This is a genomic window from Chitinophagales bacterium, assembly GCA_017303415.1.
In the GTDB taxonomy this organism is placed as follows: Bacteria; Bacteroidota; Bacteroidia; order Chitinophagales; family Chitinophagaceae; genus SpSt-398.
The window spans coordinates 1,503,554-1,518,858 of the sequence record JAFLBJ010000001.1; the positions used below are offsets into that span (position 1 = coordinate 1,503,554).

At 46.7% G+C, this 15,305-nt stretch carries 14 protein-coding genes; 8 read left to right on the forward strand and 6 right to left on the reverse strand.

All coding sequences use genetic code 11. The features are described from left to right. The first annotated feature begins 18 nt into the window (after positions 1-18). The gene (locus J0M30_06565) at positions 19-654 is read left to right on the forward strand and encodes a deoxynucleoside kinase (GenBank protein ID MBN8667153.1); all 636 of its coding nucleotides are present in this window, start codon (positions 19-21) and stop codon (positions 652-654) included. Here J0M30_06565 and J0M30_06570 read toward each other — a convergent pair. Then, positions 639-1,208 (reverse strand): DUF922 domain-containing protein, encoded by a 570-nt coding sequence (locus J0M30_06570; GenBank protein MBN8667154.1) that lies wholly within the window; start codon positions 1,206-1,208, stop codon positions 639-641. The two genes, J0M30_06565 and J0M30_06570, sit on opposite strands and share 16 nt — an antisense overlap. Before the next feature lie 75 nt (positions 1,209-1,283). Continuing rightward, positions 1,284-2,894 (reverse strand): phosphoenolpyruvate carboxykinase (ATP), encoded by a 1,611-nt coding sequence (gene pckA, locus J0M30_06575; GenBank protein ID MBN8667155.1) that lies wholly within the window; start codon positions 2,892-2,894, stop codon positions 1,284-1,286. Between the two features lie 275 nt (positions 2,895-3,169). Between pckA and J0M30_06580 the strand changes: the two genes are divergently transcribed. From J0M30_06580 to J0M30_06605, 6 genes are all read left to right on the forward strand, one after another. Further along, positions 3,170-4,459: an aminopeptidase P N-terminal domain-containing protein gene (locus tag J0M30_06580; protein ID MBN8667156.1), complete on the forward strand. Its 1,290-nt coding sequence runs from the start codon at positions 3,170-3,172 to the stop codon at positions 4,457-4,459. Between the two features lie 16 nt (positions 4,460-4,475). Further along, complete coding sequence (locus tag J0M30_06585) at positions 4,476-5,240, forward strand: CDP-alcohol phosphatidyltransferase family protein (protein MBN8667157.1); 765 nt, start codon at positions 4,476-4,478, stop codon at positions 5,238-5,240. After that, positions 5,237-5,482 (forward strand): phosphoribosylformylglycinamidine synthase subunit PurS, encoded by a 246-nt coding sequence (purS, locus tag J0M30_06590; GenBank protein ID MBN8667158.1) that lies wholly within the window; start codon positions 5,237-5,239, stop codon positions 5,480-5,482. Before J0M30_06585 ends, purS begins: the two co-directional genes overlap by 4 nt. Before the next feature lie 15 nt (positions 5,483-5,497). Further along, positions 5,498-6,166 (forward strand): 16S rRNA (cytidine(1402)-2'-O)-methyltransferase, encoded by a 669-nt coding sequence (gene rsmI, locus J0M30_06595; GenBank protein ID MBN8667159.1) that lies wholly within the window; start codon positions 5,498-5,500, stop codon positions 6,164-6,166. Between the two features lie 59 nt (positions 6,167-6,225). Next, positions 6,226-6,672 carry a PepSY-like domain-containing protein gene (locus tag J0M30_06600; protein MBN8667160.1) on the forward strand — a complete coding sequence of 149 codons (447 nt, stop codon included), beginning with the start codon at positions 6,226-6,228 and terminating at the stop codon, positions 6,670-6,672. 112 nt (positions 6,673-6,784) lie between these two features. Then, on the forward strand, positions 6,785-8,635 hold the full coding sequence (locus tag J0M30_06605) for a M1 family metallopeptidase (protein ID MBN8667161.1): 1,851 nt from the start codon (positions 6,785-6,787) through the stop codon (positions 8,633-8,635). A gap of 230 nt (positions 8,636-8,865) precedes the next feature. On the opposite strand, the gene J0M30_06610 is transcribed toward J0M30_06605, so the two are convergent. The 3 genes from J0M30_06610 to J0M30_06620 form a co-directional block, all read right to left on the reverse strand. After that, complete coding sequence (locus J0M30_06610) at positions 8,866-9,513, reverse strand: response regulator transcription factor (GenBank protein ID MBN8667162.1); 648 nt, start codon at positions 9,511-9,513, stop codon at positions 8,866-8,868. Between the two features lie 72 nt (positions 9,514-9,585). After that, positions 9,586-10,218 carry a 16S rRNA (guanine(527)-N(7))-methyltransferase RsmG gene (rsmG, locus tag J0M30_06615; GenBank protein ID MBN8667163.1) on the reverse strand — a complete coding sequence of 211 codons (633 nt, stop codon included), beginning with the start codon at positions 10,216-10,218 and terminating at the stop codon, positions 9,586-9,588. Further along, positions 10,209-11,345, reverse strand: coding sequence for a glycosyltransferase (locus tag J0M30_06620; protein ID MBN8667164.1), 1,137 nt, complete (start codon positions 11,343-11,345; stop codon positions 10,209-10,211). The genes rsmG and J0M30_06620 overlap by 10 nt, the downstream gene beginning before the upstream one ends. A 94-nt stretch (positions 11,346-11,439) precedes the next feature. Here J0M30_06620 and tgt point away from each other — a divergent pair, with 94 nt between their 5' ends. Next, positions 11,440-12,579, forward strand: coding sequence for a tRNA guanosine(34) transglycosylase Tgt (tgt, locus tag J0M30_06625; protein MBN8667165.1), 1,140 nt, complete (start codon positions 11,440-11,442; stop codon positions 12,577-12,579). Positions 12,580-12,691: 112 nt separating this feature from the next. On the opposite strand, the gene J0M30_06630 is transcribed toward tgt, so the two are convergent. Further along, a complete protein-coding gene (locus tag J0M30_06630) occupies positions 12,692-15,157 on the reverse strand; it encodes a TonB-dependent receptor (GenBank protein MBN8667166.1) in 2,466 nt (821 codons plus the stop codon). Between the last annotated feature and the right edge of the window lie 148 nt (positions 15,158-15,305).

The window sequence follows — 15,305 nt, forward strand, 5'->3', positions numbered from 1 at the left end:
TTAAACCGGGACCAGGAAATGGCCAAGATCAAGAAACCAAAACACATTGCCGTTGCAGGAAATATCGGCGCCGGAAAGACAACCCTCACCGAGATCCTTGCCAAACATTACAAATGGATACCCCAGTTTGAAGACGTGGACCATAACCCCTACCTCTATGATTTCTATGAGGATATGCCCCGCTGGAGTTTTAATCTGCAGATCTACTTCCTTAACCGTCGCCTGCAACAGATCGTAGATATCCACAAAGGGACTGAAACCGTGGTACAAGACCGGACCATTTACGAGGACGCCAACATTTTTGCCCCCAACCTGCATGAAATGGGGCTGATGAGCAAACGGGATTTTGATAATTATTTCGATTTCTTTCAAACACTCAAACAGATGGTGCAGCCCCCCGACCTGCTCATCTACCTGCGCGCTTCCGTACCTACTCTGGTGGGACAGATACAAAAGCGTGGCCGCGAATACGAAGAAAACATCCGCCTCGATTACCTCAAGCGGTTGAACGAGTACTACAATAAATGGATCGATAACTACAAAGAAGGGGAATTGCTCGTGATTGATGTGGACAAGAACAAATTTGCCGAGAATGAGGAACACCTGGGGGAGATCATCACCAAAGTGGATGCTCAGCTCTACGGATTGTTCTGATTTCTGTAATCTGCATAAGGCGCAGAATCTTTAAGAAGACCTTCTATTTTTTCCAACCACTCTTCCTGGGTTTTACGAAGTATGCTGTGCTTAGTTTCCCGGTCATAGGTTTCCTGCATGGTATTTTCCTCTTTCATCGTCTCCTCGTAAATGGATTGTAAACGCCTGTTGTAATCCTTGTCCCCACTTTTTTTAAAGGCCTGTAAACGTTCGTGGAGTTTTCGGGCGTGGTATTCGGTGATATCAAAATGCGCCTGTTCATGCGCCAGGATATAATCAGTTTGTGTTTTGCCCCAGGATTTTTTCTTATTGAAACGGCAAAGAATATTCCATTTCAGGTCATTGTTGGAGAAACGAAAATCCACATGTATCTGGATCGAACTGAGGGCGGCCCGCTCCGTTCCCAATTCAGGTTTGGCGGTGAAATCGTCCCAGGTCAGCTTTCGGTCAGCCGACCAGTCAAGGTAATCCTTGTCCGAAACAGCCACTGTCCTGAAATCGGAAAAGAAGGCGATCAGGAACAGGCCAAATACGGGTATCCAGCGGAACATCATACCCTAAATTAATCAGGAAATCGATGTAATCCGAGTAATCAAAATCCAAATAATCCTTAAATCCTCAGATCAGGGTCAGATTTTTGTTTTCGGAGCGGCCTTTCTCACCTCCTCGCTCACCCCATCAGCATATTTTGCAAAATTGTCGATGAACAATTGTGCCAGTTTGATGGCCTGGGTATCATAGGCATCGCGATCGGCCCAGGTATAGCGGGGGTTGAGCAGGTTGACCGGCACCCCGGGGCAACGTTTGGGCATCATGACGCCAAACAAGGGGTGCATTTCAAATTCCTCTTCATTCAATTGGCCGTTGAGGGCGGCGGTGATCATAGCCCGGGTATAGGAAAGCTTCATACGCCGTCCAGTACCATAAGGACCACCGGTCCAGCCTGTGTTGATCAGCCAGACGTTTACATTATGCTCCTTCATTTTTCGGCCAAGCATTTCAGCATAGCGACCGGGGTGAAGGGGAATAAAGGGGGCGCCAAAACAAGCACTGAAGGTGGGCTTGGGTTCTGTGATACCGGCTTCAGTACCGGCGATCTTGGCGGTGTACCCGCTGATGAACTGGTACATGGCCTGTGCCGGGTTCAGTTTGGAAACCGGAGGCAATACCCCAAAGGCATCACAGGTCAGGAAAAAAATGTTCGTGGGTAATCCACCCACGGAGGGTTCTTGTGTGTTGCTGATAAAGTGCAGGGGATAGGATACCCTGGTATTCTCGGTTATGCTGTCGTCGTCAAAATTGATCCGGTTGGTTCCCGGAAAGAAAACGGTGTTCTCAACAAGGGCACCCGGGCGAATGGCATGAAAGATCTCCGGTTCTTTTTCTTCCGATAGATTGATGCATTTGGCATAACAACCTCCTTCAAAATTAAAGATGCCGGTATCGCTCCATCCATGTTCATCATCGCCGATCAGCCGGCGCTGTGGATCGGCACTCAATGTGGTCTTACCTGTTCCGCTCAATCCAAAGAAGATGGCGGTATCTCCGTCTTCACCCATATTCGCACTGCAATGCATGCTCAATACATTCATCTGTTGGGGAAGGATATAATTGAGAATGGTAAATACACCTTTTTTTGTTTCTCCGGTATAACCGGAACCCGCGATAATGATGGTCTTATGCTTAAAAGAAACCAGGGAAACATTGTGCTGGCGGATACCACACTCTTTTGGATCCAACTTCAATCCCGGCGCTGAAATCACATGCCATTCTGCTTTGAAGGAATCAAGTTCCTCTTCTTCGGGACGCAGAAACATATTATAGGCAAAGAGATTTGTCCAGGGCTTTTCATTGATCACCCTCACCGATGTGCGGAATCGTGTATCAGCACAGGCATAACAATCACGTACCCAGATCTCTTTTTGTGCATCCAGGTATTCGATCGTTTTTTTATAAATGATATCGTAGTATTTGGGATCAAGCGGAATGTTGAATTCATTCCAGTTAACCGACTTGTCGGTCATGGTATCCCGTATGATGAACTTGTCTTTTGGAGAACGACCCGTGAACTCTCCGGTATCAATTACTAACGCACCTGTATCGTTCAAACGGCCTTCACCCAATCGAAGGGTGTCGTCTGCTAACTCCTCGGGGCTGCTTTGGTAGTGGATACGCTCTGGACGTTTCAGGCCTAATTTGGCCAGGTTTTCGGTGGGTAGGGCAATGACATGTACTGACATAGTCGGGGCAAGCTTTAAAGGGTACAAAGGTATAATCAAAAGCCTTAGATGTACAAACGTGTGTTCGTTTATTTAGGTAGATAAAAAGTTAAAACATTGTAAATTAGCCTATTGGAATCCACCAAAAATAAAAGACCTTTGAATGCTTTTTAAGAAATCAGTGAGTTTGTTGAATGATTTATATTTTTTTAACTCCCTGGATCTTAATACTTTTCCCCCTAATAACGCCTGAATTCTGTCTTTATTACCACAATTTTGCCCAAAAAACCGGCTACATGAAGTACCATCCTCTCGACCCCGCCCTGTTTACCAGCAACCGCGAACGTTTTGTCAAGTCCATGGAAAAGAATGCCATCGCCATCTTTGTCAGCAATGATGAAGTGCCTTCCAATGGAGACGCGCTTTATGGCTTCAAACAAAACAGCGATCTGTTCTGGTTATCCGGCATTACGCAGGAAGACAGCATGGTCATCCTTTTTCCTGATAATCCCGATCCTAAATTCAGGGAAGTGCTTGTGCTTGTACGGCCCAATGAGCTCAAGGAAAAATGGGATGGCAAACGGTTACGTGTAGCCGAAGCGCAGGCGATCAGTGGGATGAAGACCATTGTATGGCTTGATTCCATTGATGCGTTGTTGCAAACCTGGGTTCACCTGGCAGACCATATTTATCTGGACAGCAATGAGAACGACCGGAAGGCTTCGCTGGTACGTACCCGTGATTATCGGTTCATTGATGATATGAAAAGCCGGTATCCTTTGCATTCTTATCTCCGTGCCGCGAAGATCATGAAGGAACTGCGGGGCATAAAGACCGCCTACGAAATTGAAGTAGTACAAAAAGCCATCGATATCACGGATAATACATTCCGTCGTTTATTGAAGTTTATTCGCCCGGGTGTAATGGAATATGAGATCGAAGCGGAGATCTGGCATTCCTTTCTCTCCCAGCGAGCCACCGGTCCGGCCTATGGAAGTATCATCGCCAGTGGCGATCGTGCCCGGACCCTGCACTATGTTTCGAATAATGCCGAATGTAAATCAGGTGAACTGGTGCTGATGGATTTTGGAGCGGAGTACGGTGGTTATTGCGCCGACCTGACACGGACGGTCCCGGTCAATGGGAAATTCACTGCCCGGCAGAAGAAAGTCTACAATGCCTGTCTTCATTTGCATAACTATGCCAAAAGCATATTGAAACCCGGCATCACCGTTTTGGAATACACCGATATGGTAGGAGAGGAAGCCACCAAGGAATTCCTGAAACTCGGATTGATCCGTAAAAGTGATGTGAAAAATGAAGATCCTGAGAACCGCGCTTACCGCAAATATCTTTACCATGGTATTTCTCACCACCTGGGCGTAGATGTACATGACCTGGGTACCCGCACAGCGCCGGTAAAAGCAGGGATGCTTTTTACCGTGGAACCTGGAATTTACATTGAAGAAGAGCAGATGGGAGTACGGATCGAGAACAATATCTGGCTCACCCGCAATGGGCACAAAGACCTGATGAAGAATATCCCCATCACTGTAGAAGAGATCGAAACCCTGATGAAGAAATAAGCTTTATTTTGCCGGCATGAAACAGATTCCCAATTTATTCACCCTGTTAAATCTGGTTTGTGGCTGTCTGGCCATCCTTTTTACCCTGCAAACCGGACAAGCCATTGTCTATTTGCAGGAAATGGGTTTTTCGAGTGTGGAACTTCCGGAACGAATGGCCCTTGGTGCCTTCTTTATTTTAGCAGCCGGGGTGATCGATTTCCTGGATGGATTTCTGGCCCGGTTGATGAAAGCAGGCTCTGAAATGGGTAAGCAACTTGATTCGCTTTCGGATGTGGTCAGCTTTGGTGTAGCTCCGGGTCTGATCCTTTTTCAATTACTCCGCCTGAGTTTTGCCCAGGAAACAGATGGGTTGGATGTCTCTATTCTTTGGTTAATGCCCGCTTTTCTTATTCCTGTTGCAGCGGCCTGGAGACTGGCCCGTTTCAATATTGATCCCGCCCAGCAGGTACGCTTTAAAGGCCTTCCTGTTCCGGCAGCGGGAATCACGATCGCTGCTTTTCCACTGATCATGCATTACCAGACTCTTGGTCTTCAGGCGATTTTTATCAATAAGTATTTGTTGTACGGAAGCATTTTGCTCTTGTCCTTCCTGATGGTGAGTAAACTGCCCATGATGGCTTTAAAATTCTCCGGTTTTGCCCCGGCAGCCAACTGGCCAAAATACCTTCTGGTTGTAATAGGCATTCTGGCGGCCATTTTCCTGCAGTGGCTGGCCATTCCCGTCGTACTGGTTGTGTATATCCTCTTATCTTTGTTCCTCAAAAATAAAACAGCATGACATATACAGTGCAGATCAAGGTAATGCCGCTGAAAGACCTGCTTGATCCTCAGGGAAAGGCCGTATTGGGTGGGTTGGATAACCTGGGGTTGAAAGGCGTGGAAGATGTTCGGGTGGGCAAGAATATCAGTCTGCAAATTAACGCTGACTCCAAAGAACAGGCCCAGCAACTCGCTGAAGAAGCCAGCCGTAAACTCCTTGCCAATCCGGTGATGGAATATTTTGAGGTTTCTGTTCAATGAACCTAACGGGACACTATGCTGTATCTGGTTCCCACCCCCATTGGTAATTTAAAGGATATCACCCTTCGTGCCCTGGAGGTATTGAAAGAAGTGGACCTGATTCTGGCCGAAGATACCCGCAATACATCCCACCTTGTTCAACACTACGGGATACAGAAACCGCTGTCGCCCTATCACCAGCACAATGAACATAAGGTTCTGCAACACCTGGTGGATCAATTGCTCGCCGGGAAGAAGATGGCCCTGGTGACCGATGCCGGTACCCCCGGAATTTCCGATCCGGCATTTCTGCTTGTCCGTGAATGTATCCGGCAAGGGGTAAAGGTGGAATCCTTACCCGGTGCCACAGCCTTTGTCCCCGCCCTGGTAAACAGTGGCCTGCCAACCGACCGCTTTGTATTTGAAGGCTTTTTACCCCCTAAAAAAGGACGCCAAACCCTGCTCAAAAAACTTGCTGAAGAAGAAAGGACGATGATCATTTATGAATCACCCATGCGGCTGGTCAAGACCCTGGAGGAACTGGCCGGATATTTTGGCGAGGATCGTCCGGCATCTGTCAGCCGCGAACTCACCAAAATGTTTGAAGAAACGGCCCGGGGCACGCTAAAATCACTCTTTGAGCATTTTTCGGCCAAACCGGTAAAAGGGGAGATCGTGCTGGTTATCGCCGGCCGCGGAAAATGATAAGATTTCTTTATCAATTTTCTGTCCCATTTTTGCCTCTTAATATCCAAATGAAATTTATGAAAAGAATACTCGTCGTTGCCCTGATCGCTGTATTGGCCCTGCCTGCCATGTCCCAGATCCGTGAGATCCCCAAGATCGTGGAAGAAACCTTTGCTAACCAGTATCCCAATGCCGAGCATGTGGAGTTCAAAGATTTTGTGGTGAAGGTACAGGTGGAATTTGATTGGAAAGGTGACCGGATGATGGCAACCTATACCAATAAAGGCCTTTGGAAAGGATCTGAAAAGGAATGGAGTTTTGAAAAACTGCCTACAGAAGTAAAGGATGGTTTCGATAAAAGCAAGTTTGGAGACGGTTCCTGGGAGGTAGAAGAAACAGCCATGCTCATGCTCCCCGGAGGCTCGGAGCAATACCGGATCGAAGTGCGCAAGAGTGATGTTCAGAAAAAATATTTATTCTTCAATACAACCGGAAGGCTGTTACGGACCTCTGTCACTTTATAATGTACAATTTAATGAAAACCACAGAGACAGAGAGGCACAGAGAATGATTCTCTGGCCTCTCTGTCTCTGTGGTTTTCATTATCTTAGCCCCCAACCTCCAAATTTGAAATATATGCGCAAGCTCTCCTTGTTATTGTTCGGTTTTTTTGTTTTTGCTCATACACTTGATGCGCAATCAAGCCGTTGGCAGCAAAAAGTAAAGTATAGCATGGACATTGACATGAATGTGACCACCAACCAGTTCACGGGTAAACAGAAACTGGAGTATTGGAATAATTCACCCGATACGCTGACGCGTGTGTTTTACCACCTTTATTTCAATGCCTTTCAACCAGGCAGTATGATGGACGAAAGAAGCCGTCATCTGGGAACCATTAAACTCGGTAACCGCCCCGACTGGGATGGCCGTGTGCGGGACAGGATCTCCAAACTGAAACCCGAGGAGATCGGTTATCAAAAGATCATTTCCCTGAAGATGAATGGCAAGCCACAATCCTTTGAAACAAAGGAGACCATTCTCGAAGTAAAATTGGATAAACCCATTTTGCCTGGCGGTAAAGTGGTTTTTGATATGGATTTTGAAGCCCAGGTGCCTCTGCAGATCCGTCGCAGCGGACGCGATAACCCCAATACCAAAGTGCGTTACTCGATGAGCCAGTGGTATCCAAAAATGTGTGAGTATGATGAGGAAGGCTGGCATCCCACACCTTATGTGGCCCGCGAGTTCTATGGCATCTGGGGCGATTTTGATGTACGTATTTCCATTGACAAGAACTATATATTGGGCGGTTCTGGCTATTTGCAGAATGCCAATGAGATCGGTTATGGATACGAGGACGCCGGGGTGAAAGTGCCTGCTTCTAAAGGAGAAAAATTGACCTGGCATTTCTCTGCACCCAACGTACATGATTTTGTCTGGGCTGCTGATCCTGAATTCAAACACATGACCCGGAAAGTGAAGAACGACCTCGTGCTTCATTTACTGTATAAAAAAGGGGCCGGTAATGCCGCTACCTGGGAAAAGATCCTCGATGATGCGGAAAAGGCATTACCATTTATTGAGAAAACATTTGGGGAGTACCCCTACAAACAATATTCCTTTATACATGGGGGAGATGGAGGCATGGAATATCCCATGGCCACTTTACTGGCTTCGCCGGGTGCCTGGCTGCATGAATGGATGCACAGTTGGTACCAGATGATGCTGGGGACCAATGAATCACTCTATGCCTGGATGGATGAAGGGTTTACCAGCTATGCGGATTCAAGGGTCATGGCTTTTCTGGAAGGAGGTAACAATCCCTACCCCCAGGAAGACAGCTATGCGGGCTATTATTCCCTGGTACGTAGCGGTTTGGAAGAGCCCATGTCCACCCACGCCGATCATTTCAACACCAATTATGCCTATAGCCTGGCTGCTTATTCCAAAGGGGCGGTATTTATGGAACAACTGGGTTATATCGTAGGTGCGGAAACCAGGGACCGTATCCTGTTGGAGTATTACAAACAATGGAGATTCAAGCATCCTAACCTCAATGATTTTCTTAAGATCGCCGAGAAAGCCAGTCAGATGAAACTGGATTGGTACAAGGAGTATTGGGTGTACACTACAAAAACGATCGATTATGCGATCGATAGTCTCTGGCAGGATGGAAGTGGAACCAAGATCCGGTTACGCCGGATCGGTGATATGCCCATGCCGATCGATCTGCAGATCACCACCCGTGATGGCAGCTCCGAACTTCATTATGTTCCGCTCTATGATATGTTTGGTGAAAAACCAGCCGAGAATGGAGCACCTGCACGTTCTGTTCACCCCTCCTGGAAATGGACCCATGAGACCTATGTGCTTGAGACAAACCGGAAACTCACGGATATCACCCTGATCCAGATCGATCCTACCCGGAGAATGGCAGATATTGAGTCAAAAAACAACAAACTTGAACTGAAATGGCCCGAATAAGGCATATAGATTTTTGAATAATATATAATGACAAAACCCTCCGTAAGGAGGGTTTTGGTTTTTGATCAAGGCCCCGGAAGGGACTTTTGCTTGCCAGAGAATAAGGTTTACGATTAATAGGTTGAACAAGCTGCAATTAAAATGCTGGACTAAAGGTATTTAGACGCGAGATACCCCCAAATACCACTTTAGTGGTATTTTTTGCTAAAATGAGTAAGTGTAATCACTTATTAGTTTGTTTCACGCCCAAAATAGCGGTTTACAGCAGCTACCCGGTTGTTGACATGTAATTTTTCGTAAATATGGTACACATGTTTCCGTACCGTTTCCTGACTGATAAATAATTCGGCAGCGATTTCTTTGTACATCAGTCCGCGGGAAAGGAGTTCGAGGATTTCTTTTTCGCGATTGGAGAGGTCGTCGATTCCTTCCTGCGATTTTGGGGCTTGCTGGTGCTGAAAGGTAAATACCACTTTTCTTGCGATCTGGCTGCTCATCGGTGCACCACCCTCGTTCAGGTCTTTGATCGCTTCAAGCATTTTTGCCGGAGCTGTTTTTTTGAGAATATATCCGCTTGCGCCGGCTCTCAGGGCTTCAAATATTTTTTCATCTTCCTCATAGACCGTACACATCATGAAATTGGTCAGGGGAACATGTGGCTTTAGTTCGCGTACACAATCGATCCCGCTCTCATCACTGTTGAGATTGATATCCATCAGTACCACATTGGGCATCAATTCGGGGATGCGTTCCAGCGCCTCACGAGGAGTGGACATAGTGCCGATACACTTGTACCCCTCCGACATGCCGATGATCTCCTCCAGCGCACAACGGAGGTCGCGGTTGTCGTCAACAATGCAGACCGTTATTTCATTCATAGGGCAAAGGTCAATATTCAACCGGGTTTCACCAATACCACTTTCAGGTATTTTTGATAGGAGGTTCGGGCTTTAAAGCGGGACATAAACAACGAATTTTTCGCGGAAGAATTCCTCGGGGAAGATATCGTGAATTTCCATCAGACGTGGGCGGGTTCCACTCTGTTGAATTTCAGCGGCCAGGTCACCTCCTTTCAGACAGATCAACCCATGTTGGGATGGAGATTCAGCCTGGGGCTTGCTCTTTTTTAATAAGGGTTTACCCCATTTCCACAATTCACCAAGCGGGGCGACTGCCCTCGACACGACAAAATCAAATTTGCGGTTCCTGATCTCTTCCGCCCGCGTATGTTGGATTGTGACATTTTTTAGTCCGATTCCTTCAGCTACAGCTTCTACCACCTTGAGTTTTTTGCCAATGCTGTCTACCAGGTGAAACTTTACCTCAGGGAAAAAGATCGCTAAAGGGATTCCGGGGAAACCACCTCCGGTTCCGATATCAATGATCTCTGCTCCAGGTTCAAATTCAAAAACTGCCGCGATGGACAATGAATGAAGCACATGTTTTTCATACAATCCTTCAATATCCTTGCGTGAAATAACATTGATCTTTTCATTCCATTCCTGGTAGAGTGGGCCCAGCCGGGTGAGTTGATCCAGTTGGTCCGGTGTAAAATCGGCGAAGTACCGGGTGATCAGTTCCAGGTTTGACGGGGTCTTTTCCATAATGCCGGGGCAAAGATGATATAATAAAAGAACATCCAGAGGTCAAAGAAGAGAAACAAAGGGAAAAGATCTTTTTCGTTCAGCCGTTTCATAGCGAAATAATACACGATACCCTGAACGAGCAACCGGGCTCCAAAAACCAGCAGCGATAATTGCCAATCATAAAAAAGGGCGGAGGCTACCAGTAATGGATAAAATAGAAAGGAACTCAACGAATACAATCCAAGCAGGAATTTATGCAATGGTTTGTAGTAGCGCGAAGTGGAATAGTGCCGGGTCTTCTGATTCATCCAGGCCTTCCAGGTTTGCTTGGGATAGGAGAGCGTGAAGGCCTCCGGATCGAGTACTACGGCGGTATTTCGTTTGTTTGCCGCTTTATTTACAAAAAGGTCATCATCCCCGCCAGGTATATGGTTAATGGAAGAAAACCCTTTGTGCCGCATGAAAACCTCTTTTTTATAAGATAGGTTACGACCCACGCCCATATAAGGTAAACCCGCCAGGGCATAGCTGAGGTATTGGATGGCCGAATGAAAGGTTTCAAAACGAATGATCTTATTGAGCAATCCGGCTTTTTTGTGATAGGCGCCATAACTCAATACGATCTCTGTTTGCTCATCGTAGGCATCCTGCATTTTTTGTACCCAATGTTCACTCACCGGAACACAATCGGCATCTGTCAGGAGCAGGACCTCGTATTTGGCTTCCTTGATCCCGATGGACAAGGGATATTTTTTGCCACTGATCAATTTGGCCTCCTGTGTCAGTTCCACAACATGGATCCGGTCCTTAAAGGTTTTTTTTAATTCCTGAAGGATATACTTGGAATCATCCAATGAATTGTCGTTGACCACCACCACCTGATAGGTTGACGGGTATTGTTGAACCAATAGTCCGGGTACATTACGCGCCAGGTGTTCATCCTCATCCCGGGCACAGACCACCACCGATACCGGATGTTGCTGATACCTGTCCCGGGGTTTACGCCGGTAGAAAGAGACTCTTGTAAAGAAAAAAAGGTAATAGAATAGCTGGATAAATGCCACAACCGCCAGGGCGATAAAGAGAATAAGCGGCCAGTTTTGGAGTAGTTCCGGAAAATCCATAACTGCGAAAATAACATGGGTGCAGCAGGGCAGCCCGGTAAATGATTTCACAAATGTTAATAAATTATGAAGGGGAGATTGGATATTTGCAGTTATGGCTGCGTTGAAATTCAATTTAGGGGCCACCTGCAAGGATACCAAGGCCCGTTCGGGAACCGTGGTGACCGACCATGGAAGCATACCAACTCCGATCTTTATGCCGGTCGGCACCGTGGGTAGCGTTAAGGCCGTATCCCAGCAAATGTTGAAAGAAGAGGTAAAGGCATCGATCATCCTCGGCAATACCTATCATCTTTATCTGCGACCGGGCTTACCACTGTTGGAACAGGCGGGGGGCTTACATCGGTTTATGCATTGGGACCGGCCCATATTGACGGACAGCGGCGGTTACCAGGTTTTTTCACTTTCCGGTACCCGAAAGATCAGGGAAGAAGGGGTCACCTTCCAGAGTCATATCGATGGAAGTAAACATCTTTTCTCTCCGGAAAAGGTCATGGATATCCAACGGTCTATCGGTGGCGATATCATCATGGCTTTTGATGAATGTCCACCAGGAGGTAGCGACTATACCTATGCACGTACCAGCATGGAACTGACCCATCGCTGGCTTGACCGTTGCGTGGAACAGTTTGCCAACACCCCGGATAAATATGGTTATAACCAGAACCTCTTTCCCATTGTACAGGGCGGCACATTCAAAGACCTGCGAAAGCTGTCCTGCGAATATATTTCCGCCAAGAACGCCACCGGCAACGCCATTGGCGGATTAAGTGTGGGCGAACCCGAACCGGTGATGTATGAGATCTGCGAATGGTGTTGTGACCACCTGCCAACGGATAAACCGCGTTACCTGATGGGCGTGGGTACTCCCTGGAATATCCTGGAATGTATCGGGATGGGCGTGGATATGTTTGACTGTGTAATGCCAACCCGCAATGGCCGGAATGCTATGCTCTTTACCTCCAATGGGGTGATCAATATTGATAACAAGAAATGGGAATTCGATCTGTCTCCTATCGATGTGGGAATCGGATGCGCCTTTAGCGAATATTATTCAAAAGCCTATCTCCGGCATTTGATCAAGTCAAAGGAAATATTGGGTTTGACCATTGCCAGTGTACACAATCTGGCATTCTATCTGTGGCTGGTGGCCGAGGCCCGCAAGCAGATCGAGCAAGGCAGCTTTGCAGGATGGAAAAAGGAAATGGTGGAGCGCGTGAAGCGAAGACTTTGAGTGAAGGGATAAGAAATTTTAAATAAGAAGTAAAAAATAAGGAATAAGAAAGTGATGGATTTTGTTCTTCCACTTCCTTATTCCTTTTTTTTATTTCTGATTCCTTATTTCCTTACTGCCCGATTCCTCCCGCGCCTCCACTACCTACGCGTTTGCTCTCATCATCTACGCCGGTATTTCGCTGACGGGCGGCTTTAACCTGGTTGTTACCAAAACGGTAGGTAAAGTTTATTTTGAACTGACGGCTTTCGAAGTTGCCACTGGCCACAGTAAGTTGTCCGGCGAAATTGCTGGTTCCATTCCACCGCAGGGTGCGGAAGATATCGCTTACTGAAGCTTTCAGGTTTCCTTTTCCTTTCAGGATGTTCTTTTGCATACCTGCATCGATCGAATAGATCCGGCGGCTTTTAAAGGTACCCTGCCAGATGCTGGGGGCTGCATACCAGCCACTCAACTCACCGGTCCAGGCTTTCTTCTTACCAAACCGGATGGTGTTCTGCATGTAAAAAGTAAAGGAGAAAACATCCAGGTCGATCTTACGTGAACCACCTCCAAAATCAGCCTGGTACATCGAGTAAAAGGTATTGAGGTTCATGAAGGCCATAAAGGACTTGTACATATATGGATAACTCAGGTTCAGGCTGACAATGTCCTGGTTGGCCAGGTTCTCTTTAGTGATAAAGGTTTTTGAGTTTTCGGTTGTATCCACCAATTGTGTGAACATATCGGCCACATGGCTATAGTTCAGCGTGGCGGTCAGTTTGTATTTATACACATGGGTGATGCCAAAGCTATTGGTGTATTGGGGGAGCAGGTCGGTATTTCCTTTCTGGAAAGTGTATTCATCCAGCTTGAATTCAAAGGGGTTCAAATCCTGGTAAGCCGGCCGGTCGATCCGACGGCTGTAGGTAAAACTCCATTGCTTCATGGGGTTCTTATTAAAGGTCACCGAAGCGCTTGGAAAAAGGTTGGTATAATTCCGGTCAAGCGGAGTGGTACCACTTCCTTCATTGATACTGCCATTGGAGAAAAGTGCATAGGACTCACCTTTGTTGTTCGTATTTTCCATGCGAAGGCCAGCCTGGATAGCGAACCCTTTAAAGGATTTATTATAGTTCACATAGAGTGCATTGATATTTTCGGTGTAATCAAAATGATTACTCCGGTCCACATCGAGGTCCTTGGAATTTCCGATCACATTAAACCGGGCAAAATTGTTGGAGGTGCTTACCACGGAGGTCTTTAACCCAACCCCCAGTTTACCACCCTTATAAGGCTGCTCATAATCGGCTTTGAAGGTATAGATATCAATATCTGTGGGAGAAATGAAATTGTAGATCGCTTCGCTAAGTTGATTGGTCATCGACGGGTCGTAATATACGTTGGGTTGAACCTGATCGGATTTGATCCGGAACAGACCATAGTCGGCATCCATGTTCAGTTCGCGACCTGCTGTATCAACATAGCGGTAGTTCAGATTGAAATTGACATTGTTCCGTTTATTCTCTGATTCATTGTTGGCGGTAAGAATTCGGTCAACCACTCCCGTTGGTATATAGGAAATAGGGGTCTTGCTATCGGTCTTCATTTCATTCTGACTGATGTTTCCATTGATCAGCACACCGATCGTGCTTTTTTTATTGAGAAAAAGATCAGCCCCTGCTTTGAAGCCATGGCTCCGGTTGCGCCCAAACATGGTATTGCGCTGATCGAAGAGTGTATCCAATTGTTCACGGTACAGTAAGAACTGGTTGGTATTCTTGTTCCAGTTGTAATTATAGCTGCCGAAGATATTGATCCCCTTATCACGGTGGTTCAGGTTCACGCCACCATTGTATTTGGGGAAGGTGCCAATATTGTAACCGGCATTCATCGAGCCATTGGTACCAAAGGATTTATTTTTCTTTAACCGGATATTGATGATCCCCGCGTTACCGGCAGCATCATATTTGGCAGAAGGGTTGGTTATGATCTCAATGGTTTCGATCTGCGAGGATTGCATACTCTTGAGATAGGCGGTAAGATCGGCTCCGGAAAGGGGAGAAGGCTTGCCGTCAATATACACTTGCACGCCGTTTTTTCCGGAGAGGCTGATATTGTCGTCTTTGTCCAATTGTACACCGGGCGATTTGCGCAATAGCTCCAGCGCATCATTGCCCACAGCATTGATCGTTCCTTCCACATTCACTACCATTTTATCGGCCTTTACTTCGATCATGGGTTTGCGGGCCACCACCGTTACATTCTGCAGGCTGGTACCTTGTTTTTGCATGGTCAAAACAGGTACTTGAGATTCGCCTGAATTTTTATGGGAAAAAACAGCTGTTTTAGCTGGTTCATGTCCTACATGGGTGATTTGTACAAAGTAATTCCCTTCACCGATCCCGGCAAATTCATAGCCGCCTTCACCATTGGTCACCGTAAATTTTACCAGGGAGGAATCATTGGCGCGGTGCAAAGTGGTATTTGCTGCAGCCAGGGGCTTGCCATTCTCGTCCTTTACCATCCCTTTGATGGTTTGGGCCTGGGTACTGAGGGTTAGGATAAGGCCTAACAGGCCTGTTAGCATTCGTTTCATGTTAAGTCGTTTCTCTGTTTGTCGTTGAGGGGGCAAAAATATTTCAGGGAAAGGGGCTTTTTCAACCAAAAACCGACCAACGGAAGAAAAACTTACACGAAAGGTAAATTTCCCCGAATGAATCGGGTAGCCAAGGGGTTTTAGGGGA

What these genes read in the sequence shown, in the direction of transcription:
- J0M30_06565 (MBN8667153.1), top strand. Translation starts at nt 19, where the DNA reads ATGGCCAAGATCAAGAAACCAAAACACATTGCCGTTGCAGGAAATATC.
- J0M30_06570 (MBN8667154.1), bottom strand. Translation starts at nt 1,208, where the DNA reads ATGATGTTCCGCTGGATACCCGTATTTGGCCTGTTCCTGATCGCCTTC.
- pckA (MBN8667155.1), bottom strand. Translation starts at nt 2,894, where the DNA reads ATGTCAGTACATGTCATTGCCCTACCCACCGAAAACCTGGCCAAATTA.
- J0M30_06580 (MBN8667156.1), top strand. Translation starts at nt 3,170, where the DNA reads ATGAAGTACCATCCTCTCGACCCCGCCCTGTTTACCAGCAACCGCGAA.
- J0M30_06585 (MBN8667157.1), top strand. Translation starts at nt 4,476, where the DNA reads ATGAAACAGATTCCCAATTTATTCACCCTGTTAAATCTGGTTTGTGGC.
- purS (MBN8667158.1), top strand. Translation starts at nt 5,237, where the DNA reads ATGACATATACAGTGCAGATCAAGGTAATGCCGCTGAAAGACCTGCTT.
- rsmI (MBN8667159.1), top strand. Translation starts at nt 5,498, where the DNA reads ATGCTGTATCTGGTTCCCACCCCCATTGGTAATTTAAAGGATATCACC.
- J0M30_06600 (MBN8667160.1), top strand. Translation starts at nt 6,226, where the DNA reads ATGAAAAGAATACTCGTCGTTGCCCTGATCGCTGTATTGGCCCTGCCT.
- J0M30_06605 (MBN8667161.1), top strand. Translation starts at nt 6,785, where the DNA reads ATGCGCAAGCTCTCCTTGTTATTGTTCGGTTTTTTTGTTTTTGCTCAT.
- J0M30_06610 (MBN8667162.1), bottom strand. Translation starts at nt 9,513, where the DNA reads ATGAATGAAATAACGGTCTGCATTGTTGACGACAACCGCGACCTCCGT.
- J0M30_06620 (MBN8667164.1), bottom strand. Translation starts at nt 11,345, where the DNA reads ATGGATTTTCCGGAACTACTCCAAAACTGGCCGCTTATTCTCTTTATC.
- tgt (MBN8667165.1), top strand. Translation starts at nt 11,440, where the DNA reads ATGGCTGCGTTGAAATTCAATTTAGGGGCCACCTGCAAGGATACCAAG.
- J0M30_06630 (MBN8667166.1), bottom strand. Translation starts at nt 15,157, where the DNA reads ATGAAACGAATGCTAACAGGCCTGTTAGGCCTTATCCTAACCCTCAGT.